This window comes from Mitsuaria sp. 7 (genome assembly GCF_001653795.1).
GTDB lineage: Bacteria > Pseudomonadota > Gammaproteobacteria > Burkholderiales > Burkholderiaceae_C > Roseateles.
Genome location: NZ_CP011514.1, coordinates 2224990 through 2248056 on the forward strand (window position 1 = coordinate 2224990; position 23067 = coordinate 2248056).

Annotated in this window: 26 protein-coding genes; 16 read left to right on the forward strand and 10 right to left on the reverse strand. The window is 69.4% G+C overall.

Going from position 1 to position 23067, the window contains the following annotated elements; genetic code table 11:
- Positions 1-55: 55 nt before the first annotated feature.
- The 7 genes from ABE85_RS09840 (at position 56) to ABE85_RS09870 (ending at position 5093) form a co-directional block, all read left to right on the forward strand.
- Positions 56-325: a hypothetical protein gene (locus ABE85_RS09840; RefSeq protein WP_067273315.1), complete on the forward strand. Its 270-nt coding sequence runs from the start codon at positions 56-58 to the stop codon at positions 323-325.
- Positions 322-1455 carry an acyl-CoA dehydrogenase family protein gene (locus ABE85_RS09845; protein WP_067273319.1) on the forward strand — a complete coding sequence of 378 codons (1134 nt, stop codon included), beginning with the start codon at positions 322-324 and terminating at the stop codon, positions 1453-1455. The genes ABE85_RS09840 and ABE85_RS09845 overlap by 4 nt, the downstream gene beginning before the upstream one ends.
- Positions 1443-2306: a PIG-L deacetylase family protein gene (locus ABE85_RS09850; protein WP_082938495.1), complete on the forward strand. Its 864-nt coding sequence runs from the start codon at positions 1443-1445 to the stop codon at positions 2304-2306. The genes ABE85_RS09845 and ABE85_RS09850 overlap by 13 nt, the downstream gene beginning before the upstream one ends.
- The gene (locus ABE85_RS09855) at positions 2303-2941 is read left to right on the forward strand and encodes an SAM-dependent methyltransferase (RefSeq protein ID WP_067273322.1); all 639 of its coding nucleotides are present in this window, start codon (positions 2303-2305) and stop codon (positions 2939-2941) included. The genes ABE85_RS09850 and ABE85_RS09855 overlap by 4 nt, the downstream gene beginning before the upstream one ends.
- The gene (locus ABE85_RS09860) at positions 2938-3591 is read left to right on the forward strand and encodes a glycosyltransferase family 2 protein (RefSeq protein WP_067273324.1); all 654 of its coding nucleotides are present in this window, start codon (positions 2938-2940) and stop codon (positions 3589-3591) included. Before ABE85_RS09855 ends, ABE85_RS09860 begins: the two co-directional genes overlap by 4 nt.
- Positions 3536-4465 (forward strand): SDR family oxidoreductase, encoded by a 930-nt coding sequence (locus ABE85_RS09865; RefSeq protein ID WP_067273332.1) that lies wholly within the window; start codon positions 3536-3538, stop codon positions 4463-4465. The genes ABE85_RS09860 and ABE85_RS09865 overlap by 56 nt, the downstream gene beginning before the upstream one ends.
- An 88-nt stretch (positions 4466-4553) precedes the next feature.
- Positions 4554-5093 carry a cysteine hydrolase family protein gene (locus ABE85_RS09870; RefSeq protein ID WP_231993272.1) on the forward strand — a complete coding sequence of 180 codons (540 nt, stop codon included), beginning with the start codon at positions 4554-4556 and terminating at the stop codon, positions 5091-5093.
- Here ABE85_RS09870 and ABE85_RS09875 read toward each other — a convergent pair.
- Both ABE85_RS09875 and ABE85_RS09880 read right to left on the reverse strand, forming a co-directional pair.
- Positions 5080-5541: a DUF421 domain-containing protein gene (locus ABE85_RS09875; RefSeq protein ID WP_067273334.1), complete on the reverse strand. Its 462-nt coding sequence runs from the start codon at positions 5539-5541 to the stop codon at positions 5080-5082. The two genes, ABE85_RS09870 and ABE85_RS09875, sit on opposite strands and share 14 nt — an antisense overlap.
- A 107-nt stretch (positions 5542-5648) precedes the next feature.
- Positions 5649-6104 (reverse strand): biopolymer transporter ExbD, encoded by a 456-nt coding sequence (locus ABE85_RS09880; protein ID WP_157522180.1) that lies wholly within the window; start codon positions 6102-6104, stop codon positions 5649-5651.
- Between the two features lie 151 nt (positions 6105-6255).
- On the opposite strand from ABE85_RS09880, the gene ABE85_RS09885 reads away from it, so the two are divergent.
- On the forward strand, positions 6256-6975 hold the full coding sequence (locus ABE85_RS09885) for a hypothetical protein (protein ID WP_067273341.1): 720 nt from the start codon (positions 6256-6258) through the stop codon (positions 6973-6975).
- A 25-nt stretch (positions 6976-7000) separates the two neighbouring features.
- Complete coding sequence (locus ABE85_RS27480) at positions 7001-7207, forward strand: hypothetical protein (protein WP_157522182.1); 207 nt, start codon at positions 7001-7003, stop codon at positions 7205-7207.
- 187 nt (positions 7208-7394) lie between these two features.
- On the opposite strand, the gene ABE85_RS09895 is transcribed toward ABE85_RS27480, so the two are convergent.
- Both ABE85_RS09895 and ABE85_RS09905 read right to left on the reverse strand, forming a co-directional pair.
- Entirely contained in the window at positions 7395-7700 is a 306-nt protein-coding gene (locus ABE85_RS09895) for a hypothetical protein (RefSeq protein ID WP_067273347.1), read from the reverse strand.
- Positions 7701-7961: 261 nt separating this feature from the next.
- A complete protein-coding gene (locus ABE85_RS09905; protein WP_082938496.1) occupies positions 7962-8900 on the reverse strand; it encodes a DUF6597 domain-containing transcriptional factor in 939 nt (312 codons plus the stop codon).
- Between the two features lie 107 nt (positions 8901-9007).
- Here ABE85_RS09905 and ABE85_RS09910 point away from each other — a divergent pair, with 107 nt between their 5' ends.
- Together ABE85_RS09910 and ABE85_RS09915 are read left to right on the forward strand one after the other, a co-directional pair.
- The gene (locus ABE85_RS09910) at positions 9008-9415 is read left to right on the forward strand and encodes a DUF3224 domain-containing protein (RefSeq protein WP_067273360.1); all 408 of its coding nucleotides are present in this window, start codon (positions 9008-9010) and stop codon (positions 9413-9415) included.
- A gap of 81 nt (positions 9416-9496) precedes the next feature.
- Complete coding sequence (locus tag ABE85_RS09915; protein WP_067273363.1) at positions 9497-9967, forward strand: MarR family winged helix-turn-helix transcriptional regulator; 471 nt, start codon at positions 9497-9499, stop codon at positions 9965-9967.
- Between the two features lie 82 nt (positions 9968-10049).
- Here the strand turns inward: ABE85_RS09915 and ABE85_RS09920 are convergent, their stop codons facing one another.
- Both ABE85_RS09920 and ABE85_RS09925 read right to left on the reverse strand, forming a co-directional pair.
- Positions 10050-10433: a DUF427 domain-containing protein gene (locus ABE85_RS09920; RefSeq protein ID WP_067273366.1), complete on the reverse strand. Its 384-nt coding sequence runs from the start codon at positions 10431-10433 to the stop codon at positions 10050-10052.
- Between the two features lie 113 nt (positions 10434-10546).
- Positions 10547-12769 (reverse strand): diguanylate cyclase domain-containing protein, encoded by a 2223-nt coding sequence (locus ABE85_RS09925; RefSeq protein WP_067273369.1) that lies wholly within the window; start codon positions 12767-12769, stop codon positions 10547-10549.
- A 154-nt stretch (positions 12770-12923) separates the two neighbouring features.
- On the opposite strand from ABE85_RS09925, the gene ABE85_RS09930 reads away from it, so the two are divergent.
- Entirely contained in the window at positions 12924-14849 is a 1926-nt protein-coding gene (locus ABE85_RS09930; RefSeq protein ID WP_197507285.1) for a DUF2235 domain-containing protein, read from the forward strand.
- A 72-nt stretch (positions 14850-14921) separates the two neighbouring features.
- Here the strand turns inward: ABE85_RS09930 and ABE85_RS09935 are convergent, their stop codons facing one another.
- Complete coding sequence (locus tag ABE85_RS09935) at positions 14922-15353, reverse strand: hypothetical protein (RefSeq protein WP_067273379.1); 432 nt, start codon at positions 15351-15353, stop codon at positions 14922-14924.
- Between the two features lie 212 nt (positions 15354-15565).
- Here ABE85_RS09935 and ABE85_RS09940 point away from each other — a divergent pair, with 212 nt between their 5' ends.
- Positions 15566-16732 carry an esterase-like activity of phytase family protein gene (locus ABE85_RS09940; protein WP_067273382.1) on the forward strand — a complete coding sequence of 389 codons (1167 nt, stop codon included), beginning with the start codon at positions 15566-15568 and terminating at the stop codon, positions 16730-16732.
- Positions 16733-16876: 144 nt separating this feature from the next.
- On the forward strand, positions 16877-18073 hold the full coding sequence (gene ampC / locus ABE85_RS09945) for a class C beta-lactamase (protein ID WP_067282326.1): 1197 nt from the start codon (positions 16877-16879) through the stop codon (positions 18071-18073).
- Positions 18074-18080: 7 nt separating this feature from the next.
- Here the strand turns inward: ampC and ABE85_RS09950 are convergent, their stop codons facing one another.
- Both ABE85_RS09950 and ABE85_RS09955 read right to left on the reverse strand, forming a co-directional pair.
- Positions 18081-18458 (reverse strand): DUF5329 domain-containing protein, encoded by a 378-nt coding sequence (locus ABE85_RS09950; protein WP_067273385.1) that lies wholly within the window; start codon positions 18456-18458, stop codon positions 18081-18083.
- A gap of 101 nt (positions 18459-18559) precedes the next feature.
- Positions 18560-18985: a MerR family transcriptional regulator gene (locus ABE85_RS09955; RefSeq protein ID WP_067273388.1), complete on the reverse strand. Its 426-nt coding sequence runs from the start codon at positions 18983-18985 to the stop codon at positions 18560-18562.
- A gap of 81 nt (positions 18986-19066) precedes the next feature.
- On the opposite strand from ABE85_RS09955, the gene ABE85_RS09960 reads away from it, so the two are divergent.
- Together ABE85_RS09960 and ABE85_RS09965 are read left to right on the forward strand one after the other, a co-directional pair.
- Positions 19067-20326, forward strand: coding sequence for a 2,4-dienoyl-CoA reductase (locus ABE85_RS09960; RefSeq protein ID WP_067273392.1), 1260 nt, complete (start codon positions 19067-19069; stop codon positions 20324-20326).
- Between the two features lie 36 nt (positions 20327-20362).
- A complete protein-coding gene (locus ABE85_RS09965) occupies positions 20363-21976 on the forward strand; it encodes a hypothetical protein (protein ID WP_067273395.1) in 1614 nt (537 codons plus the stop codon).
- Here the strand turns inward: ABE85_RS09965 and ABE85_RS09970 are convergent.
- On the reverse strand, positions 21936-22937 hold the full coding sequence (locus ABE85_RS09970; protein ID WP_067282329.1) for a ketopantoate reductase family protein: 1002 nt from the start codon (positions 22935-22937) through the stop codon (positions 21936-21938). The two genes, ABE85_RS09965 and ABE85_RS09970, sit on opposite strands and share 41 nt — an antisense overlap.
- Positions 22938-23067 lie beyond the last annotated feature (130 nt).

Sequence of the window (23067 nt, forward strand, 5' to 3'; positions counted from 1 at the left end):
CCATTCATCCCCCTGCCTCCGTGACGCGGTGGCGAGCCGCTTGCCTTGGCCACGCATGGACGAACTGCTCAACGCGCTTCAATGGCCTGCGATGGTCGTCACGCTGGCCGCCGCGTGGCTGGTCGGCGGCCGCAGCGCGCGGCGCAGGACCTGGGGCTTCTGGGTGTTCGTCCTGAGCAACGTGCTCTGGTGCGTGTGGGGCGCCTTCACCCAGTCGTACGCGTTGATCGTGCTGCAGGTCGGTTTGTTCGCCCTCAATCTGCGGGGCGTTCGCAAGAACGAGAAGGCGCAGCGGAACGACGACGACGCGGCGGATGCCCGATGACCACGCGCATCCCGGGCATCGCGGGCATCGCCATTGCCATCGAGCGATTGATGTCCCCAATCCCAACCTTCATTGCCGATCCGGCCCGGCGCTTGCGCGCGCTCATCGACGCCGGCCGCGCGGCGCTTCCGTTGCCGGGCCGCGGACAGACGCTCCAGCGATGGTCGGCGCTGGCGGCAGTCGCCGCCGAGGACCTGTCGCTCGTGAAGCTTTTCGAGGGACACACCGACGCGATCGCGATCCTTGCGGACGCCGGACTGACCGACGTTCGCGAGCCCGGTTCGCTCGCGCCTGCCTACGGCATGTGGGCGGCGGAACCGCCCGGGGCGCGCGTGGTGTTCCGCCCGAACGCGGACGGCACGGTCGCGCTGTCCGGCACCAAGGCGTGGTGCTCCGGTGCAGCCGTGCTGGATCGCGCGCTGCTGACGGTGTGGCCGGAGGACGGTGCGCGCGTGGCGTCCGAAGCAGGTCCCTGGCTGGCGGACGTCGACCTCCACCAGCCCGGCGTCACAGTCGATGACTCGCGCTGGAAAGCCGTCGGCATGGCGGACTCCGCCAGCGCATCGGTGACCTTCGAGGCCACACCCGCACGCCTGGTCGGGCACGCGGGGTTCTATCTCTCACGGTCCGGGTTCTGGCAAGGCGGGATCGGCATCGCGGCCTGCTGGCACGGCGCAGCCTGCGCGGTGGGCGCGGCACTACATGCACAGGCCTCCGCAGTGATCGCAGGGGCCTCGCGTGCGTCCGTTTCGTCCGTTGCTTCCAGTGGATCCGGAGCATCTGGTGCGGATCCCGGTTGGCATCGGGCGCTGGCGCTCGGTGAGGTCGATCGCCTGCTGAGCGCCAACGCCGCGTTGCTGCGCGAAGCGGCCGACTGGGTCGATCGCCACCCCGATCGCGATGCGCGCGCCTGGGCGCTGCGCACGCGCGCGGCCAGCGACGAATGCGCGCAACAGGTGCTGCGCGCCGTCACGCGCGCGATGGGCGCGGGGCCGCTGTGCCATGACGAGGCCCTCGCCCGCCTGGCAGCGGATTTGCCTGTGTTCATCCGCCAATGCCATGGTGACCGGGATCTGGTCGCCTTGGGACACGAACTCTTGAAGCAGGCGGGCACCACATGGACGCTCTGACAGTCGATCGGATCATCCCGGAACTGCGGCAGAAGCTGCCGGAGGACGAGCCCGCGGCCCGCCGCCGGATCGAGGGCATCGGCACGCCGGAACGGGCGTGGCGGCAATGGATGCCGCTGTGGGACACGCCGCTGACGTCGCTTGACGCACTGGTGCCTCCCGGGTCGCGGGTGGTGGTGGTCGCGCCGCATCCGGACGATGAAGTGCTGGGCTGCGGCGGATTGCTGTCGATGCTCGCGACGCGTCTGCGCTCGACGGCGACCGCGACCGAATTGCCGACGCTCGCGCCCTTCGTCGCCGTGATCGGCGTCACCGACGGTGACGCCAGCCACCGCGGCTCGACGACCTGGGCGCCGCAGTTCCTCGCCGCGCAACGGCGGCTGGAGCGTCTGAGAGGTCTGCGACACCTCGGCCTGCGCATTCCGGTCCACGGGCTCTGCGTGCCGGACGGGCGCGTGATGTTCCACGAGCGGCGACTGGTCGCCGCGCTGTCCCGCCTCCTGAGGCCGGGCGACGTGGTGATCACCACCTGGCGCCATGACGGTCATCCCGACCACGAGGCCGTGGGCCGCGCCTGCGCCGCCGCCGCGCGACGCGTCGGTGCCACGCTGCTGGAGATGCCGGTCTGGACCTGGCATTGGGCCCGACCCGGCGATGCAGCCGTTCCCTGGCATCGCCTGCGGCAACTGCCGTTGTCCGGACGCGCGCTGGAGGACAAGTGGCTCGCGCTGTCCGAGCATCACAGCCAGCTGATGCGCGACGGGGAGCGGCCGCCCGTGCTGTTTCCCGAAGCCGTGGATCGCCTGCTGCGGTCCTCGGAGTTCTTCTTCGTCGCGGAGCAGCAGGCATGACCGCGCCCGGCCACACGCAGCCGGTCGCGCTCGCCGGGCACTTCGAGGCGCTGTTCCGCGAAGACCCGGATCCGTGGGGCTACCGGACGCGCTGGTACGAGCGGCGCAAGCGCGCGCAGATCCTGGCCAGCCTGCCCTGCGAGTTCTACGCGCGCGCCTTCGAGCCCGCCTGCGCCAACGGCGAACTGAGTGCGGATCTCGCGACCCGCTGCTACAGCCTGCTGTGCAGCGATGTCAGCCCGGCGGCCGCGGATCACGCCCGCCAGCGACTCGCCTGCCTGCCGCATGTCGACGTGCAGACCGGCGCGATCCCCGGCCGGTGGCCTGAAGGCCGCTTCGACCTGATCGTGCTGAGCGAGATCGGCTACTACCTCGATGACGACGCCTTCGACAACACGCTCGAACGCACGGTCACGAGCCTGGAAGCCGACGGCACCGTGCTCGCCAGCCACTGGCGCCATCCGGAGGGCGACTACTTCCGCAACGGGGACGACGTCCATCGACGCATGGCGGCGGTCTTCCAGGAGCGTTTCGGCTGGACGCAGCTGCTGCGTCACGAAGAAGACGACTTCCTCGTCGAGGTCTGGAGCCCGGACGGCCGGTCGGTGGCACGGCGCGAGGGACTGCGGCCATGATCGGCGCGGTCGTCCCTGCCCATGACGAAGAGGCCCTGATCGGTCGTGCCCTGGCGGCGCTCATCACGGCCGCCGGGCATCCGGACCTGCAAGGCGAGGAAGTCCGCATCCTCGTCGTCCTCGATGCCTGCAGCGATCGGACGGGCGAGATCGCGCGCTCGTCCGGCGTCCAGTGCGTGGCCGTCGACGCACGCAACGTCGGCTTCGCGCGCGCCGCGGGCGCGCAGGCCCTGATCGAGCAAGGCGCGCGGTGGCTGGCCTTCACGGATGCCGATTCGGTGGTGGCGCCGTGCTGGTTCTCGCGCCAGCTCGCGTGCCGGACCGAGGCGGTCTGCGGCGTGGTCGAAGTGGACGACTGGACCGGCTTCACGACCGAGGAGCGCAGCGCGTACGAGCTCGGCTACACGGATGCCGAGGAACATCGGCACATCCACGGCGCCAACCTCGGCGTGAGCGTGAGCGCCTATCAGCAGGCCGGCGGTTTCGCGCAACTGTGCAGCCGCGAGGACGTCGAATTCGTCGGACGGCTGCACGCGCTCGGCATGCGCATTGCCTGGACCAACACGGTGCGCGTGGTCACGAGTGCCCGCCAGGATGGCCGGGCACCGGACGGATTTGCTGCCCACATGGGGCGCCTGCGGTGCGCCTAGGAGACTTCACATGAGCTCGTCCGACAAGATCGCCTTTCCCAAGCAGTCGCAACCCTGGCCGGGCCTGGCGCGCGACATGACCCCGCCGCCCGATCACGGCGAGAAAAGCTACGTGGGCCATGGCCGGCTCGCCGGCCGCCGCGCGCTGATCACCGGCGGCGACAGCGGCATCGGTCGCGCGGCCGCCATCGCCTTCGCCCGCGAGGGCGCGGACGTCGCGATCAACTACCTGCCTGACGAAGAGCCCGACGCGCGCGAGGTGATCGCGCTGATCCGGGAAACCGGCCGTCAGGGGATCGCCCTGCCGGGCGACCTGCGCGACGAAGCGTTCTGCGGGCAGCTGGTGGCGGACGCCGTGCGTGAGCTCGGGGGTCTGGACATCCTCGTCAACAACGCGGCCCGGCAGCAGAGCCACGAGTCGATCCTGGACATCAGCACCGAGCAGTTCGACTGGACCTTCAAGACCAACATCTACGCGCCGTTCTGGCTGTGCAAGGCGGCGATCCCGCATCTGAAGGCGGGCAGCTCCATCATCAACACGGCGTCCGTCAACTCGTACGACCCAGGTGAGAACCTGCTGGACTACGCGTCCACCAAAGGCGCGATCCTGATCTTCACCAAGGGGCTCGCGAAGCAGCTGGCCAAGCAGGGCATCCGCGTCAACGCGGTCGCGCCGGGGCCCTTCTGGACGCCGCTGCAGGTCTGCGGCGGTCAGACGCAGGAGAAGCTGCAGAAGTTCGGCACCGACACGCCGATGGGACGCGCGGGTCAACCGGCGGAACTCGCGGGGGTCTACGTGCTGCTGGCGTCGTCGGAGTCGAGCTACGCCACCGGGCAGGTCTATGGCGCGTCGGGCGGACGCGGCGATCCATGATCGGTCCGTGACCATGGCGAACCGTTCCAGACCGCGCAACGTCGATCGGCAGGTCGCGAGCGGGACTGGCATCCCGCGTTCGCGCAAGGTGCTGCTGCTGGTGGACTTCATCAACCCGCTGCGCTTCGACGGCGCCGAGGACATCGCCGACGCGGCGGTCGACGCGGCTCGCGCCGCCGCGCGGCTGAGGAAAGAGTTCCATGCCGAAGGCGCGTGCGTCATCTACGTCAACGACAACTTCGGCCAGTGGCGGTCGGATGTGCAGACGCTGCTGCGCGAATGCCGCAAGAACGGCGGTGCCGCCGCGGAACTGGCCCGGCTGCTGCCACCCGCCAAGGCTGATCTGCTGATCCTCAAGCCGCGGCATTCCGGCTTCTACGCCACGCCGCTGGATCTGCTCCTGGAGCAGTTGGGAGCCAAGGATCTCATCGTCACCGGCCTCGCGACGGACTACTGTGTCAAGTGCACCGCGATGGACGCATATGTCCGAGGCTATCGCGTGGCGGTGCCCGCCGACTGCACCGCCGCCGAATCCACAGCGCGCAAGAACGACGCACTGGCGTGGATGAAGGAGGTACTCAAAGCGCGCATCGCGCCCCACCAGGCAGAGCGCGTCAGTCCTTCTTGACGATGCTGATGCTCCCGTCGCTCTCCAGGACGGCGATCCTCACTTCGGACAGCGCGCAGTCCGACTCGCGCAGGGCTTTCTCCACGTCGAGCTTGCTGAGCCGGTGACGCCGCAGCACCTCGTTGAACCAATGGCCGTCACGGCCGATGAGGACGGGCGATCCTTCGACCAGGCGCTCGAAGCCCTTGTGCCGCGATCCGATGAACGCGATCGTCGCGTTCATCGCGATCAGGGCCGCCGCGAGGATCCACGCGCCGGCGACCGAGTCGTCGCCGCCGCTCAGGCCGTTGCTCACGGCTTCGCTGAGCAGCATCACGACGAGCAGGTCGAACGGCGTGAACTGACCCACCGTCCGCTTCCCCGACAAGCGCACCATCACCAGCAAGGCGACGTAGATGAGCGCGGCTCGCGCCAGCAGCTCCCATGGGCTGATCTGCAAGTCGAACATCGGGCGCCTCCTTCCGTGAATGCCGGACGCGTGTCGTCTGGCGTGGGAGGCAACGGCGACTCCCGAGCGCCGGTGAGACGGTTCTTGCACTGCCGATGACAGGCGCCTCAGACCTTGGCAGGCACGACACGCATCTCGATGGTGCCCTCTATCACGCGGACGTCGCTCACGCCGTGGCGCTGGGCGACGGCCATGACCGCCAGGAATGCGCCGTAGCTCACTCCCTGGTGGGGCATGACGTGGATCATGGGCTGGTTCTCGTAGCCCAGGTCGCGGAGCGCGAGCATCCGGGATTCCAGGGCTTCGCGACTGGCCAGCACCTCGCCATTCCAGGCGACGACGCCGTCCGCTTCGATCGTGACGACCTCGACGCGACGCACGTCTGCGTCGAAGTATCCCAGGCAACCCGGGAACGCGAGGTCGAAGTCGAGGCTGTGGTCCATCGTGCGGATACCCATGATCCACAGCGCCACCAGCGCGAGCATCACGCCGCCGAGTGGCGCCGTGCTCAGGGAGGAGAGCTGCAGCGGTTCCGTGTGGTCCGACGAGGGGCTCGCGCGCATGACTGTTCCGGTCGAGGTGGGGCGACGGCGGCGATCTTTCCAGAAGAATTGGGCCTCGATCGGCATCCCCATAAAATCATCCCGGATTCAGACCATCTCCGGGCTCCGCGGTGAGCCCCAGGCGGGCAACCACTGACCCTCAGTTTGCAAGATGCCCATCGACCTCAAAACCATAGAGCGCCATTTCTTCGACGTCGTCCGACCGCACCCGGCGTTCGCCGGTTGGAAGAAAAAGAAGGCGCGGACCCTCACAGGCCCTGCGAGCGACACGCAACTGGGCATCGAGTTGATCCGCTTCAGGAACTCGTTCGAGAGCGCGCAGTTGATCGCCGTGGCGGCGTTCTGCAGCGTTCCCTTCACGATCCGCCCGGACAGGACGCATCTGCTGACCCGTGACGACTGGGCGAAGGACCGCCTTTTCTGGCGCACGTACCTGATGCCGGAAACAGGCATGACGGCCCAGCCGACATTTGGAAGCGGCGCGGTGGTGCTCCTGCGCGATGAGAGTGAAGCGCTGGCCTGGTCGACGTCGTTGGCTGATGACATCGACGCCTTTGTCCTGCCGTGGCTGGACACCTGCACCAGCGTCGATGCCGTGCTCGACGCCTACACGAGCGAATCCGAGGGCGGCTTGAACCTGCATGTCACCTTGTGGCGCCACGGTGCCCAGGCGGCGCGTACGCAGCTGCTGGACTATCTGCAGACCTGGCAGCAGCAGCCCCCGCTCGACCTGCTCTTCGAGTGGTCCGTCGAGTACGGCTTGCTGTCCGGGCAGGAAGCGGAGCAGCTGGCGCGGGTGCAGATTCCCAAGATTCCGCCGCTGGTGGCCGAGCTGCGCAACGCGCCGATGCCGGGCCACGCTGGTACTTGACTGCGATCCACCGGGTCCCATCGCCATGTCGTCTCCGTTCCCATTCTTCGTCATGCTCTCGGAGTCCATCGAGCTGGAACAGCTGGCCAACGCGCTCGGCGAGCTGATTCCCGCCGGACACCGGGTGGAAGTCGTCAATGGCCGTGACCCGATCCAGGCGCCTATCGGCGACGACGTCGGATTTTTTGCGGGCATTGGCGTATGTCGCCGGGCAATGGCATCTCGCCGATGACTACGCCATCGATGACGATGAAGAGGAGGATGGGTCGCCCAAGCCTCCGGGCCCGTTGAAGCTGATCCGGCCGGTCGTGATGCCGTGGTGATGGAAAACAAGCCGATTGGACTGCCGGGCATTCCGCGTTGACTGCCGATTGACGACTACCCCTTTGCAGCATCAGATTCCGTGCAGGTCGGATCAATCAGCCGTACAGCGCCTGCTCCCAGTCCTCAAACGGTGGCTGAACCACGAATGACGGATCGAACCACTGTTTGACGTAGTCCGTTGCTCGCCTTTGTGCATGGGTGAAGTTCAGCACCTTGCCCTCTGCATCCATTTCGATCACGTTTGCAAAGATTGCAAACGCCATCTCAATTTCGCTTGGAGCCTCTCCGTAAAGGCTCAAATAGTCGACGCCCTCCAACATGTAGTGAGTCCCACTCGCCATGAAGTAGGCGAACGTCCTCAGGGCTCCGCTGAAGTCGTGACTGAGTTTCTGGTTGGTCATGAATGCGGACCTCTGCTCATGTGTCGATGGTCACCTTGACGCCGGCGTCTGTCCCGATCGGGGCCACGCATCACTGAATTATCCTGCGCTGACGCAACTCGAGAATGGCAACATGCATTACCTGATCGTTGACGGCAGGCTCTCCGGCACCGGTGTCCGTGATGCCGTGGAGGGAGGATTTCTGGATCTTGACGAGCTGGGGATCTCGGCCGCGCTCGCCTCGGATCTGACGGCATGGGTGAGCCGTTACGAGAGCCAGCACTACCGGCAGTTCACGGATGCAGATGAGGTGGCAGCGCTCGCGGCCTCCGCATCACGCCGGAGTGCCTCCACATAGCCCCGCGGCGTCTCACCGACCAGCCGCCTGAAATCGCGGATGAAGTGCGCCTGGTCGAAGTAGCCCAGGCGCAGGGCCAGATCGGCATCGGGCTTCGCCTCGCCGCTCTGCAGCAGCGCGACGGCCTCATGCAGGCGGTAACGGGCGATCACCCATTTGGGACTCGCTCCCACGTAATAGTGGAAGTCGCGCTGCAGGCGACGCAGTGACTCTGCGGTGGCCCGACACAGCTGATCGACCGTGGTGATCGTCGAGTCGGAGCCGATCCCGCGGACGATCTCCGCGAGACGCTCCGCACGCGCGTCCACGGCCTCAGGCAGTTTCGAACGCAGCAGATCCTCAATTCGCTCCCGACCCGCGTCCGCCGTTCCGGTCATCGGCGGATCGACCAATCGCTGCACGTCTTCGCCCAGCACGCTCCGGGCTTCAACGTGCTGGTCCGCCAGGGCCGTCACCGGCGACGGATGGAAAGCAGGGAATGCCGCCACCCGGAACTTCACACCGTGGACGCAGCCCTGCCCGCTCAGCGTCCTGGTGAATCGCGCCCGGTGCACGCCCCATAGCCGCGCCTCGCCGTCTTCGACGACCAGGTGGACGTTGGGGTGCGGCAGCGTCGCCTGCACCCGCGGCGGCTGACCGCGGAGGTCCCAGGCCACGAACCAATGGTGCTCTATCCACGGCGCCAGGTCGGGAGACGGCGCCAGCTGTTCATGGACGAAGCGCCCCGGCGCCAGCCCGGGGTGGAGAATGCCTCGTGCGGCGCTGCGTCCGTGTTCCGTCATGCCGTACCGATGTCGCGTTTTTCCTATCGCCCGGGATGCGCATCCGGTGCAATGGGCGCAACGTGCCACTGCTTCCCACATCCATGCGAGCTTTCGCGACCAGTATCGCCGTGATCATGTCCGTCGCCTCCGTGGCGGCCGCCACGCCTCCCGGCGCTCCGCATCCCTCCGCAGAAACGAGGTCTCCCATGACCCAGACCCACACCCTCCGCGGCACCTTCGACGTGCAGATGACCCCCCTGCCCTCGGCGCCCGACGAGGCCGAGGCGAACCTCGGCCACCTGCTGCTTCGCAAGCAGTTCCACGGCGAGCTCGACGCGACCGGCCTCGGCCACATGATGGCCTTCCGCAGCGCGGAGCCGAGCTCCGCCGGCTACGTCGCGATGGAGCGCGTCGAGGGACGCGTGGCGGGTCGCAGCGGCTCGTTCATGCTGATGCACTTCGGCGAGATGAACCGGGGCACGCCCAAGCTGATCGTGCAGGTCGTGCCCGACTCCGGCACCGACGAGCTGACCGGCTTGAGCGGCACGCTCGGCATCGACGTGCGGGACGGCAAGCACTTCTACGAGTTCAGCTACCGCCTGCCGGCGGAGTGAATCCCAGCGCTGGCATCCCACGCCCGATCCGTCCCCCTGCCCATTTGCATAAGCCGCAATGCATCAGTAGCATCCGCCCGCATGACGAGAACCCTGGGCACGCAGCTGCGCCACCTGATCGAGCTGCTGGACAGCGCGGTCGAGCGCTCGTATGAGCACGTGGACGCGAGCTACCGCCCGCGCTACACGCCGGTGATGCGCGTGCTCATGCGGGAGAACTCGTCCACGATCAGCGAGATCGCCATCGCCGCGGGCATCAGCCAGCCCGCGGTGACGCAGACGGTGAGCCGGATGATGGAGGCGGACCTCGTGTCCGTCAGTCCCTCCGAGACGGACGCCCGTCAGCGCATCGTGCAGCTGACGAAGAAGGGCAAGCGCCTGGCGCCCAAGCTGGAGAAGTGCTGGGAAGCGACCGCGCTGGCCGCCCGGAGCCTGGAGGCGGACCTGCAGCTGCCTCTCGGCGCCGTGCTCGAAGACGCGATCAAGGCGCTGGAGCAGCGGTCCTACGACGAGCGGATCGCGGCGGCGCGAAAGTCGCTCGGCGGTCCTTGAGTCCGTCCCTGCCCTGCGCGTCGAATACCTGAAGCGCCGCATCGGACAGTTCCGCGAGTGATCGCCGCGCCCCGGCGCGGCGTCACGGCAGGCTGCTCACCACCAGCTCATCCGACTTCGATTCATCGAACGCCATCCGTTCCTTGAGCCCTTCGTGCTCGTCGAACGGCGTCTCGTACGACCACACGGCGTCCTTCACGCGCTGGTCGCCGACGTCGATGTCGAAGTAGCTCGCCGTGCCCTTGAACGGGCATCCGGTCGAGGTATCCGTGCGTTTCAGCCGGTCCTGCCTCACGTCGCCGCGCGGGAAGTAGAAGCGCGGCGGATGGCCGTCCTCGTCGACCCGCACGACATCGCGCGAATCCGCCAGCGTCTGGCCTCCGAACGAGACCGTCATGCGCTCGGCGACGGGAGACTCCAGCACCTTGTGCTCGGGATGATCGCGATGGCCAGGGGACTTGCTCATGGCAGGACCTTCTTGACAGTGGCTGAGGACACCTCGATGAGCAATCGGCATGCCTCGCCCCTCATCCGAACCTCCTCGGCCCGTCTCGCCCTTCTCCAGCCCTTCTCCAGCCCTTATCCAGCCCTCACCCGCCCCTTGCCATCGCGCTTCCCGCGCAGCATCTCGTGGTCCGCGCGCTCGATCAGCTCATGCGCCCCGGCCTCGTCGTCCGGCGAGAACACCGCGACGCCCGCGGTGACGCCCACGGTCACCTTCACGCCGGACGACAGCAGGACCGGCTCGCCGATCGCGTCGACGACGCGCGCCAGCACCGATCGCCATTCCCCGTCCTCGATGCAGGTCAGGACCAGCACGAACTCGTCGCCGCCGAGCCGGGCCACCGTGTCGAGCGGGCGGATGCTCGCCGCCAGCCGCGCCGCGACCGTCTGCAGCAGCTGGTCGCCCGCGTCATGTCCCTGCGCATCGTTGACCGCCTTGAATCCGTCCAGGTCCAGGTAGCAGACCGCCACCTGCTTGCGCTCGCGCCGCGCCAATGCCAGGGCCTGCTCGATCCGGTCATACAGCAGCACGCGATTGGGCAGCTGCGTCAGCGCGTCGTGGAAGGCCGCGTGCGCCAGGTCCTCGTGCGCCGCCTTCATCGCGGTGATGTCGACCGCCATCGCGAAGACCTCGGTGTCCGACAAGGGCACCGCGCCGAAGTCCACCCACACCGCCTCGCCGGTCTTGCTCCGCATCCGGATCTGCGAGCGGTAGTAGCCGTGCTCGGCCATCGCGGAGTAGACCTGCCGGCCCACTTCCTCGAACTGCTCGTCGTCCCAATAGAACACCCGCGCCGACATGCCCTGCAGCTCGCCCGGGCCGTAGCCCAGCAGCCGCTCCACCGCCCGGTTGCGCCAGGTGATCGTGCGGCGCGCGATCTTCGCCATGCCGACCAGGTCGCTGTCGAGCATGGCCGCCTGCTCGCGCAGCAGTCGCCGCTGCTGCGTGACGTCGCGCCCCGACGCGAACACCAGCAGTTCGCCGCCGATCTCGGTGACGCTCAGCTGCAGCTCCACGTCGATCACCTCGCCGTCGTCGCGCCGGTGCGTGACGTCGACGCGCTGCCGGTCACCCGCCTTGATGCGGGCCAGCCAGCGCGCGATGCTGGCCTCGTCCTGGTTGGGATCCCAGCTCGCGACGTGCCGCCCCTGCAGCGACGCGCGCGTCGACTTCAGCATCTCCGCGAAGGAGTCGCTGAACTCCACCAGCCGCCCCTGCCGGTCGATGATGTGGATGCCATCGGCCGAGACGCGCATCAGCGCCTGGATCCGCTGGCCCTGGTCGGCCAGCGCCTGCATGGTGCGGTCCTGCCGCCGCGTGGCGCGATGGACCTGCCACATGGCCAGCGCCACCAGCAGCCACGCGAGCGCGGCCAGCGAGACCACCGTCCCCGCCTGCTCGCGCCAGGGCTTGAAGAAGCGCTCGTTGTTCACCCCGGCGTAGACGACGAAGGGCCAGTCGTCCAGCGCGCGGTAGGCGCTGGTCCGGCTCTGGCCGTCGATCGCCACCAGCGACACGAAGCTCCCCTGGCGCGGCTGCGCGGCCAGCATCTCGCGCAGCTTGTCCGTGACCTGCGTCTCGCCGACCTGGCCCTGCTCCGGGCTGCCCGGCGCCATCCGCGCGACCAGGCGCAGGTCGTCGCGGCGCAGCGTCATCGCGTCGAGCGGCGCGAGCTCGTAGCGTTCGAAGAGATGCCGGAAATGCTCGACGCCCACGGTCACGTAGAGGAAGCCCACGAACCGTTCGCGCACGACCAGCGGCCGTCCGAAGCCGATCACCCAGTTCCCCGACACCCGCGACACCAGCGGCCCGGTGACCTGCGTCACCGGCTTCGAGAGGTCGCGGGCCTTGATGAAGAAGTCCCGGTCGGCGATCTGCGTGGGCGAGCCGGCGGGCAGCCGCGTGCCCCAGCGCACCAGTCCGGTCGCATCGGCCGCGCGCAGGGCCTCGATGCCGAACAGCAGGCCGAAGCGCGCGTGGAGGATCTCGTTCAGCGCTGCGTCGGAAGCGCCGCCCGGCGCGGCCAGCAGCCGCTCCATCTCGCCGGCGGTCGCGCGCAGGACGGCGTCGACGCGGCCCATCTCCGCGGCGACGTTGAGCTGCGCGACGGCGGCGAGTCCCTCGGACACGTCGCGCGCCTGCGCCGCGTAGGCGCGGTGGGACGTGACCAGCACATGCGCGACCAGCGCGCCCAGCACCAGCGCGACGGTCAGGTTGGCGACGATCAGCCAGGCCGTCATGCGTCGGCGGCGGCGCACGGCGCCGTCGACGAAGAGTTGCGGATCGGAAAGCGGCATGCCTCGGATGGTGCCTCAGGCGGACGTCGTCCGACAGCCGCGCGGTCGCCCCGCACCCTGTGTTTTCCCGAGTCCCATTCTTGGGGGATGACCGCCGCGCCCATCCGGCCTAGCCTCTGACTTTCACCCAGAAGAATCACCGAGGGGGATGGCCATGGACACGAGCATCGGCGTCGACGACAGCGTCGAACCCAGGAAGCGCAACCTCGTGCTGTTCTGCGACGGCACGAACAACACGCTGACCGGCGGGATCGAGGACACCAACGTCCTGAAGCTGTTCGGCTACCTGCGCAGCCAGCAGCCGACGATCGAGACCCTGTCGTATTACGACCCCGGCGTCGGCTCGCCCGACTCGGCGCCGCCCACCGGCCTGCTGGACCTGCTCAAGCGCCGCTGGGCGCGCATCGCCGGGCTGGCCTCGGGCCAGGGCGTCTACGACAACATCGGCGAGGGCTACCACTTCCTGATGCGCCACTTCGACGAGCGCATCGACGACCGCATCTTCTGCTTCGGCTTTTCGCGCGGCGCGTTCACGGCGCGCGCGATCGTCGGCATGGTCAACCTCTTCGGCATCCTGCGCCCCGAGCACGAGGAGCTGATCCCGACGCTGGTCCGGATCTACTTCTCGCAGCCGCCCATCGAGGAACAGGCCGAGGGCCGCAAGAACTGGCGGCGCGCGATGGCCCGCGTCCTGCATCGCGGCTTCGCCAGACCGGGCCAGGAAGGCGCGCGCGGCGCGCAGGGCGGCGAAGAGGCCACGGCCGCGAACCGCAACCGGCTGGCGGAACAGGTGCGGCGCAACTTCGCGCGGCCCGCGGACGTCTTCTGGGTCGGCGTGTGGGACACCGTCGAGTCGGTCGGCCTGCCGCCCTTCGGCTCGCGGGACAACCCCGCCACGGCGACCTTCGCCGACAAGAGGCACATGCTGCACGTCCGCCACGCGCTGGCCTTCGACGAGCACCGCTGGCCCTTCCTGCCGCGGGTCTACGACTCGCCCAGCCGCGTGGACGTGGCCGGCGTGGACCGCTTCGACCGCCTGATCGTGCGCACGCTGCGCCAGCTCTGGTTCCCGGGCGTGCATTGCGATGTCGGCGGCAGCTATCCGTCGCACTCCGGGGAGAGCAGACGCTACCCCCACGGCCGCACCGGCCTGCCGGACGCGTCCATGGTCTGGATGGTCAACGAGGCGGCGGAAGAGCTCGGCGTCCCGCCGCTGTCCGGCCTGCCCGCCGGCAGCGATGCCTTCGGCATGCCGCTGCCCGAGTCCTTCGTGGGCAAGCTGCCGTTGCGCCACGACGCGCTGCACGACACGCCGCTCTGGGCGCTGGCCGGCATGACGGTGCGGCGCATGACGACCGAGATCGTGAGCATCCCCAAGGGCCGGCAGAAGATCCCCGTCGACGTGGTGCCCGCCTCGCCGCCCGCGCCCTTCCAGGGCCCCAGCGTCTGGGACGAGCGGCGCTCGCTGCCGTGGCTGCTGTTCGCGGTCCTTGCCGGCGCGGCCTTCCTGCTGCTGTCCGGCTGGAACCTGCAGCGCCTGCCTTTCCTGCAGTCGAGGCTGCCGACGCCGGGCGGCTGGGAAGAGTGCCTGATGCGCAGCGCGGTGGCGCCGCTGGAATTCGCCCGGCATCAGCTGGGACTGCTGCTCCACGGCTGGCCGCACTACATCGGCTGGATCCGCCAGGAGCGCGCGGCGCTCTTCATCGGTCTGGCGTGGGACCTGGCGTTCCTGCTCGCGGCGGCCTACTTGCTGTCGCGGCTGGCCTCGCGGGTGTTCACGTGGATGGCGGGCTGGCGCCAGCCGGGGGAGCACCGGTCGCGGCTGCTGCTGGCCATCGGCTGGCTGCCGGCGCTGGCCTTCGGCGCCGATGCGCTGGAGGACCTGTCGACGCTGGCCGCCGTGCTGATCGACCTCGTCGGCCTGCCCAACCTCGCGAGCCTGACGCTGCTGGTGATGAGCGCCTTCTCGATGGTGAAGATCGCCGCCTGGACGCTGGGCATCGCGATCTTCGGCGGCGGGCGCGTGCTGCTGGCGGTGCTGCCGGTCAAGACGGTCGGCAAGGTCGGGCGCAAGGCCTGACCCTGCGGCGACCTCATCCGGGATCGGCGCCAGAGCGTCGACGGCCTCGGAGGTCGCGAGGGGCTTGAAAGCTCAGAGCCCTTCCATCGCCTTCTCCTGCGCCTGGTCCTTCAGCGTACCGCCCTTGGGCTTGAGCAGGTCGCGCGCATTGGGAATGCCTGAACCGGGCGTCGCGGGCGCCGGCGGCGCCTTGTAGGCCGGCACGACCGTGATCGCGCCGCCCTTGACCTGCTGTTCGGTGCTGCCCGCCGGGCAGGCGTCGTTGGTGTAGAGCACGCTGCCGTTGACCAGGCAGCGGCGCGGGCGGTTGGTGGGCGGATTCGCCCGCGGGCCGTCCTCCGCGACGGGCGGGCTCTCGGCGAAGGGGTTCCTGGGAATCTCGACCTTCTCCGCCTGGCGCTCCACCTGACGCGCGGCATCGCGCAGGAACGGAATCTCGTCGCGCTTCTTCCAGCCGACAGCGCCCAGAACAACGACCACGATGATGAGCAGCACGGCTCGCATGACTTCTTCTCCCTGATTTTTTCTGGCCGATCGATTGTCACCGCGCCGCAACCTCGCGCAACGAACATGACACACACATCACGACCTCCATCGCTGTCATGTCCTTCCTCTCGACGCTCTACTTCCGACGCCGCTCCTCTTGCTCCCTCTCCCGCTTGCGGGAGAGGGTGGGGGTGAGGGCCAGCGGCCGTCGCACCCCACCGACCGGAACGATGGTCCTTGTGCCGCTGCTGATCGCGACGGCGACGCTCGCGGCCTGCGGCGGGAGCGACGACAACGCCGGCGATCCGGTCAACGGCGGCAGCACGACCGTCTCCAGCCTGCGCCTCATCGGCCAGCAGGTGCTGCCGCGGCGGATGGACTACGCGGGCTCGGTGGTCGGCGGCCTGTCCGGCGTCGACTACGACCCCAAGACCGACACCTACGTGCTGATCAGCGACGACCGCACGACCACCGATTCCGCCGGCGCGCCGCGGATGTACACGGCCAAGCTGAGCTTCGACGCGAACGCCTTCAGCGCGGTGACCTTCACCGGCGTGGTGACGATGAAGCAGCCGGACGGCAGCGTCTATCCGAAGGTGCCGGACGCGAAGGTCGCGGATCCGGAGTCGGTCCGCGTGGACCCGGTCACCGGCAACTGGGTCTGGCTCAGCGAGGGCGACCGCACGCTGACGAGCGTGCCGCCGCGCGTGATCAACCCCTTCATCCGCGAGATCTCGCCGCAGGGCAACCACGTGCGCGAGTACACCCTGCCGGCGATGTTCCAGATGAGCGCGCAGAACACCGGTCCGCGCGGCAACCTGGTCTTCGAGGGACTGACCTTCTCGCCCGACAGCCAGTCGGCCTGGGTGCTGATGGAAGGCGCGCTGCTCCAGGACGGCGCCGCGCCGACGACCACGGCCGGCAGCGCCTCGCGCCTGACGCGCTTCGACCGCGCGAGCGGCGTGGCCAACGCGCAGTACGTCTATCCGATCGAGAAGGTGCAGGCCGCGCCGGTGCCGGCGGACCAGTTCACGGTCAACGGCCCGACGGAGATCCTGGCGCTGTCGGCGACCCGTTTCCTGGTCCTGGAGCGCAGCTTCTCGGTGGGCGTGATCGGCAACCAGGTGCGGCTCTATGAGATCGACACCGCCGCCGCGACCAACGTGCTGACGGCGAGCTCGCTGGCCGGCGCGACGCCGGTGACCAAGAAGCTGGTGCTGGACTTCGAGACGCTGAAGACGCAGCTCGGCGGCATCGCCAACCTCGAAGGCATGACCTTCGGACCGAAGCTGGCCAACGGCAGGCGCAGCCTGGTCGTCGTCGCGGACGACAACTTCCCGACGGCGGACTCGCCGACGGACCGCAACCAGGTGCTGGTGTTCGAGGTCCAGCCCTGAACGCCTGGCGCTGACGCGCGCGTTACGGCGGTCGCCCGTAACGCGCCTTTCGCTTTCAGCGGACGACGACAGCCTCTAAGGTCCGGGATGAACGCCGCGCAGCTCGCGCGGCCCGATTCCAACGACTCCAACGAGGCTTCATCGATGCATGGGATTTCACGCGCCGCGGCGCTCGCCGCTTCCGCACTGACACTGCTGTCCGCGCAGGCCGCGCCTGATCAGGCGCCCGATGCCGCGTCGATCCGGGCGGCCGTCGACGCGGCGGTCCGTCCCATGATGGCGAAGAACGACATCCCCGGCATGGCCGTCGGCGTGACAGTCGGCGGGCGGTCCTTCGTCTTCAACTACGGCGTCGCGTCGAAGGCTTCAGGCAAGCCCGTCGACGACAGGACGCTGTTCGAAGTCGGCTCAGTCAGCAAGACCTTCAACGCGACGCTGGGCGCGAAGGCGCTGGTGGAGGGCAAGCTGCAGCTGTCGGACCACCCGGGCCGCCACCTGCCCGCGCTGAAGGGCCATCCGATCGATCGCGCGACGCTGCTCAACCTCGTCACCTACACGGCCGGCGGCCTGACGCTGCAGGTGCCGGACGCGGTGACCGACGAGGCGTCGCTGATGCGCTACCTGCAGCAGTGGAAGCCCGACTTCGCGCCGGGCGAGAAACGGCGCTATTCGAACCCGAGCATCGGCCTGTTCGGCCGCGCAGCCGCTGCGGCGATGGGGCGCGACTACGCCGACGCGGTCGAGTCGGACCTGCTGCCCAAGCTCGGCCTGCGCGAGACCTGGCTGCGCGTGCCGGCCGCGGCGATGCCCGATTACGCCACGGGCTACGACAAGGAGGAGCGCCGGGGCGGGACCCAAGGTGAGGCCCAGGACATGGCCGTGCGTGTCTCGCCGGGCGCGTTCGACTCGGAGTCCTACGGCATCAAGACGACGGCCGTCGACCTGGTGCGCTTCCTGCAGGTCAACATCGATCCCGGCCGCCTTGACGCGACGACCCGCCAGGCCGTTGAAGCGACGCACATCGGCCACTTCCAGGTCGACGGCATGACGCAGGGTCTGGGCTGGGAGCAGTACCCGTGGCCGGTGGCGCTGGACCAGCTCCAGGCGGGCAACGCGCTCGGCCGCGTGACGACGGCGGTCAAGCCGCTGGCGCACACGCCGGCGGGGCCGCGGCTGTTCAACAAGACCGGTTCGACGCGCGGCTTCGGGACCTACGTGGTGTTCGTGCCGACGCAGCGCATCGGCGTCGTGCTGCTGGGCAACCGCAGCTGGCCTATCCCCGAGCGCGTGGACGCGGCCTACGCGATCCTGGAAAAGCTCCAGGCCAGCAGCGCCCTCTGACTGATGCTCAGCGCGATGGAGAAGGCGCCGAGGCGCCCTTCCCCGCGGCGCGCACCGCCGCGAGCTCGCGGGTGAGCCAGGTCTTGCTCTCGACCGGCGCCGCGCCGCCGCAGCGCACCAGATACGGCTTGCCGCTCATGCTGCTCTTCGAGGCACCCAGGTCGATGAACTGCTCCGCGGTCTTCACGAGGTTCTTGTCCTCGAGGTAGCTCAGCTTGCGCTCGAGGTGGGACTTCGCCTCGGCGGCCGAATGCCAGTCGCCGTTGCGGTTGAACTCGCACGACGAGGCCGTCAACTTGCCGAAGAGCGCCGTGACCTCGGCCTTCGCGGCCGGCGGCAGCGGCTCGGCCGATGCGCGCATCGGCACGGCCACACAGGCGGCCATGACAGCGGCAGAAGCGGCGGCGAGCCGGACGGGAAGCGGGAGAGCACGCATGGGCCATGGACGTCGTTGATGGGGACCCGCGATGTTGCCATGCGGCGCGATCAGGCCTTCTTCCCTACCGGCACGGCACCGTCGAGCGTCGCCGCGATGAAGCCGTTCGCCTCCAGGCAATCGCCGCGCGACCAGCCTTCGGTGAAGGCCTGGGCGAGGCGCTGGAGCTCCACGTCCTGCGCATCGAGCTCGGTGCGCATGCGGGCGATCTCCTCGCGCCGCCGCTGCAGGCTGGCGAGCACCAGTTCCTTCGGCACCCTGCCGTCGCCCTGCGCGAACGCCTGTCTCAGGCTGTCCAGCGTGAAACCCAGCCGCTGCGCGAGCTGGATGACCTGCAGCCGCTCCAGCGCGTCGGTGCCGTAGTCGCGGTACCCGTTGAGCCCGCGCGCGCCTTCCGGCAGCAGCCCGCTCGCCTCGTAGAACCGGATCGCCGAGGTCTTGATGCCGATCCGTTTCGCCAGTTCTCCGATGCGCATCCCCGACTCCATGAAAAGCGCTTGACCTTCAAGCCAGCTTGAAGCTTACGCTGCCGGCATTCCTGAACTCAAGCCCGGACCATGTCGACCGAATCGTCCCCCGCCCTCCATGACCCGCTGGTCCTGCCCAACGGCCAGACGCTGAAGAACCGCATCGCGAAGGCCGCGATGGAGGAGGCGCTCGCCGAGGCCGGCCAACTGCCCGGCATCGGCAGCCAGCGGCTCTACCGTCGCTGGGCCGAAGGCGGCGCGGGCCTGCTCATCACCGGCAACGTGATGGTCGCGCCCGATGCCTTGACCGGCCCCGGCGGTCTGGTGCTCGAAGCCGGCACGCCACGCGCGCCCTACGAGGCCTGGGCCCGCGCGGCACATGCGGGCGGCGCGCGGATCTGGATGCAGATCAACCATCCGGGCCGGCAGGTGTTCGCGGCGCTCGGCAACCCGGGCTATGCGCCGTCCGAGGTCGCCTTGGACATGGGCAAGCACGGCAAGCTCTTCGCGCCGGTCCGCGCGCTGACCGGGCCGGAGATCGCCGTCATCGTCCGCCGCTTCGCCGACACCGCGCGCGCGGCCCGCGAGGCCGGCTTCGACGGCGTGCAGATCCACGCGGCGCATGGCTACCTGCTCTCGCAGTTCCTGTCGCCGCTGGCCAACCGGCGCACCGACGGCTACGGCGGCGCCATCGCGCATCGCGCCCGCCTGCTCCTCGAGGTCGTGCGTGCCGTCAAGGCGGTCGGCGGGCCGGACTTCGCCGTCGCGGTCAAGCTCAACAGCGCCGACTTCCAGCGCGGCGGTTTCGACGAGGCCGACGCCCGCGCGGTCGTGGGCCTGCTCAATGCCGAGGGCATCGACCTGCTGGAGCTCTCCGGCGGCAGCTACGAGAGTCCGGCCATGCAGGGCCGCACAGCCGACGGACGCACGCTGGGGCGCGAGGCCTACTTCCTGGCGTTCGCGCAAGACCTGGCACGGCTTGCCCACATGCCGGTGATGACGACCGGCGGGATCCGCCGGCGCGCCATCGCCGAACACGTGCTCGCGAGCGGCATCGCGGTGGTGGGCCTGGGCACCGCCCTCGCCTACGAGCCGGACCTGCCCCGGCGCTGGACGACGGCGGAGGCCGTGGCCCAGCCCGTCGCCGTGAACTGGAAGAACAAGGCGATCGGCGGCCTGGCGATGATGGCGCTGGCACGACGCCAGTTGCGGCGCATGGCGGACGGCGCCGCGCCGACGCGGCATGTCTCGCCGTTCTTCACGCTGGTGCTGGACCAGTGGCGGGCCTCGCGGCTGAAGCGGCGCTATCTGCGCTGGCGGCAGGACGCGGCGACGCCGGCGCGACAATGAAGGCTTCGCTCCCCGTCGGCCTCACGGCCGCAGTGCATGTCGCCTTCGCAGACGTCCTCCCTGCCCTCCTCCCTCGGCTTGCCGGGCTTGCCGCCGCTGCTCGATGACGTGCTGCGGCAGACGGTCCGCCGGTACCGCTCGCCCGCGTTGCCAGCGACTCTGGAGAACGCGCGCGCCGTCGGAGCGGCGACCGCTCTTGCCGTGGCCATCGAACATGCACGGAGGGCGCTCGCCGCGGGAGACACGCCAGCGGACGAGGTGAAGACCTTGTTCCTCGACGCACTCGCCCAATTGATCGACGAGGCGATGCGCCCGCTCAAGGCGCACGGCAACGGCAGCAACGGCAGCAACGGCAGTGGCGACAGCAACGCAGGCCGCGAAGGCCGCGAAGGCAGCGAGGGCAGCGAGGGCAAGGACCCTCTCGAAGGCGGAGGCGATCCCGCCTTCCAGGCCATGGTCCTGCGCCACCGCTCGGCGGTGGTGCGCGAGTACGCCTCGCTCAGCGCGCACGTCGAGCGCGATCGGCGCGCCGTCCGTGCCGCGGTCAACGCCCTCGCCCATCCCGAGAAGACGCAGCGCCGATCGCCCGGAGCGACGCGCGACGCGCTCCTGGGCCTTCATCTCGCCGCCGACGAAGGCGACTGGGCGCGGGTGTCCGACCTCCTTCTGCCGCTGCGCGAGCTGCCGGACGTCCGCGCCGAGCCGTCGCTCCATCGCGGCGCGGAGCGCCTCGCCGGCGACGAGGCGTTGGGACGCCTGCAACGACTCGACGCGTTGTCTCCGGAGGCACTCGTGGTGCGTTATCGCGCGCTGTGGGACCGGCAAGGCCCGGTCGCAGGCAGCGCGCAGGCGGCCGCAAGCGGCGCCGGCGCCCAGCAGCGCGGCGATGCGGTGGAGGCGCTGGCCGCCGAAGCGCTCAAGGCGCTCGTCCTGCGCATGAACGCCGAAGCCGGCGCTGCGCGCTACCGGGTCGTGACGTCGCTGCGGGTTCCGCCCTCCTTCCCCGGCGACGCGCAGCGCGCGAAGAGCGAGTGGGACGTGGCGCTGCTGCGGCGCCATGACTCCGATGAATCCAATGAGCCCGGTGGATCCGCGACGTTCGCGGCGCCAGCCCATGACTGGGACCTCTGCCTGCTCATCGAAGCCAAGGCCTCACCCGATGCCGCGACGACCGACCTGCCCCGTCTGCTGCGCGGCTTGCGCCTGCTGGCGCAGGCCGACGTCCAGACGAGCTACGCGTTCGCCTCGGACGACGGCGAGGTGCGGCTGCGCGGCGCCTCGCTGAGCGCGCTGCCCACCGAGGAGGCCGGCCTCGCACGCGCCGTGCTCTATTGCTGCGATGGCCCCGAAGAGCGCGCACCGCGCCTGCTCAACGCGGCGAGCCGCATGCAACTGCTGTCCGCCGAGGCCAGCCTCGACGTCGCCGCGCGACTGGAAGACGGCGCGCCGGTCGAGCCGGCGCTGCTGCTCCCGGTCTGGCGGCTGCTGCTGGAAGCCCCGGCCTTCACCTCGGTCCTGCGCCAGTACGCGACGCTGCGCGTCGTGCGCGAGCTCATGGTGCATCCGCGTGACCTGCTGGCGGCGGTGACGACGACAGCCGCGCCAGCCCTCAGTGCCGGCTCCGTCGTTCCACGAGGCCTCGATTCCTGAGGGCGACGAGGCCCAGGATCGTGTCGATGAAAGGCACCTCGACGCCGACATGCTGCGCGATCTCGGAGACCGATCGCACGATGGTGTCCACCTCCAGCGGGCGTCCGGATTCGACGTCCTGAAGCATCGAGGTCTTGAAGGCGCCGAGCCGCTGCGTGGCGGCGATCCGCTCGGCGACGGTCATGCCGATGTCGATCCCGATCCGCTCCCCCACCTGCTGGGCCTCGCGCATGAGGTTCTCGATCAGGCGGCGCGTCAACGGACTTCCCAGGAGCTCGTCGGTCGTGGCCAGCGTCAGGGCGCTGGTCGGATTCAAGGCGAGGTTGCCCCACAGCTTGGCCCAGACCTCGCGGCGGATGTTCCCGCTGGTCGACACCTGGAAGCGCGCATGCCGGAGCAGCGCCGCCACCGCCTCGGCACCGTCCACGTTGCCCCCGTCCGGCGCGCCCACGATGAGCCGGCGCTCGGCGCCCGGCACCACGCGGCCGTGGGCGTCCAGGGACGACGAGAGATAGACGACGCAGCCCAGGCACTGGGCCGGCGGCAACGCGCGCGACACCGCCCCGTCGGGATCCACGGACTGCAGCCGCAGCGGCGAACCGTCGCCGCCGCGTCCTCCGAAGAACCACCAGGGGATGCCGTTCATCAGGGACACGATCAGGGTCCCGGGCCCGATCAGCGGCGCCAGCGTCGGCGCCAGCGACGGCAGCGCGATGCTCTTGGTGCAGAGGAAGACCACGTCCTGCTCGCCGAGCTCGGACGCGCGCCCCACCACACGGGGCGTCTTCACGTTCTCCTTGCCGCCGGGCTCCACCAGTACCAGGCCATGGGTCCTGATCTGCTGCTCCCGGCGCTGATGGGCGAGCAAGCTGGTCGCTATGCCGGCGTCGAGCAGGCTGTGGGCGAGCAGTCCGCCGACGGCACCGGGCCCGACCACGCACACGCGCAAGCCTGTGGTCATCGTCGGGTGGGAGTCGGAGGCGGAGTCGGAATCGGCGTCGGAGTGGGGCATCTTCTTGGCGGGCGAGGAGGCGCGATGGCCGCGGCGATTCTGCGGGAGCACACGTACGGGCCGCGTTAAAACGGGAGCA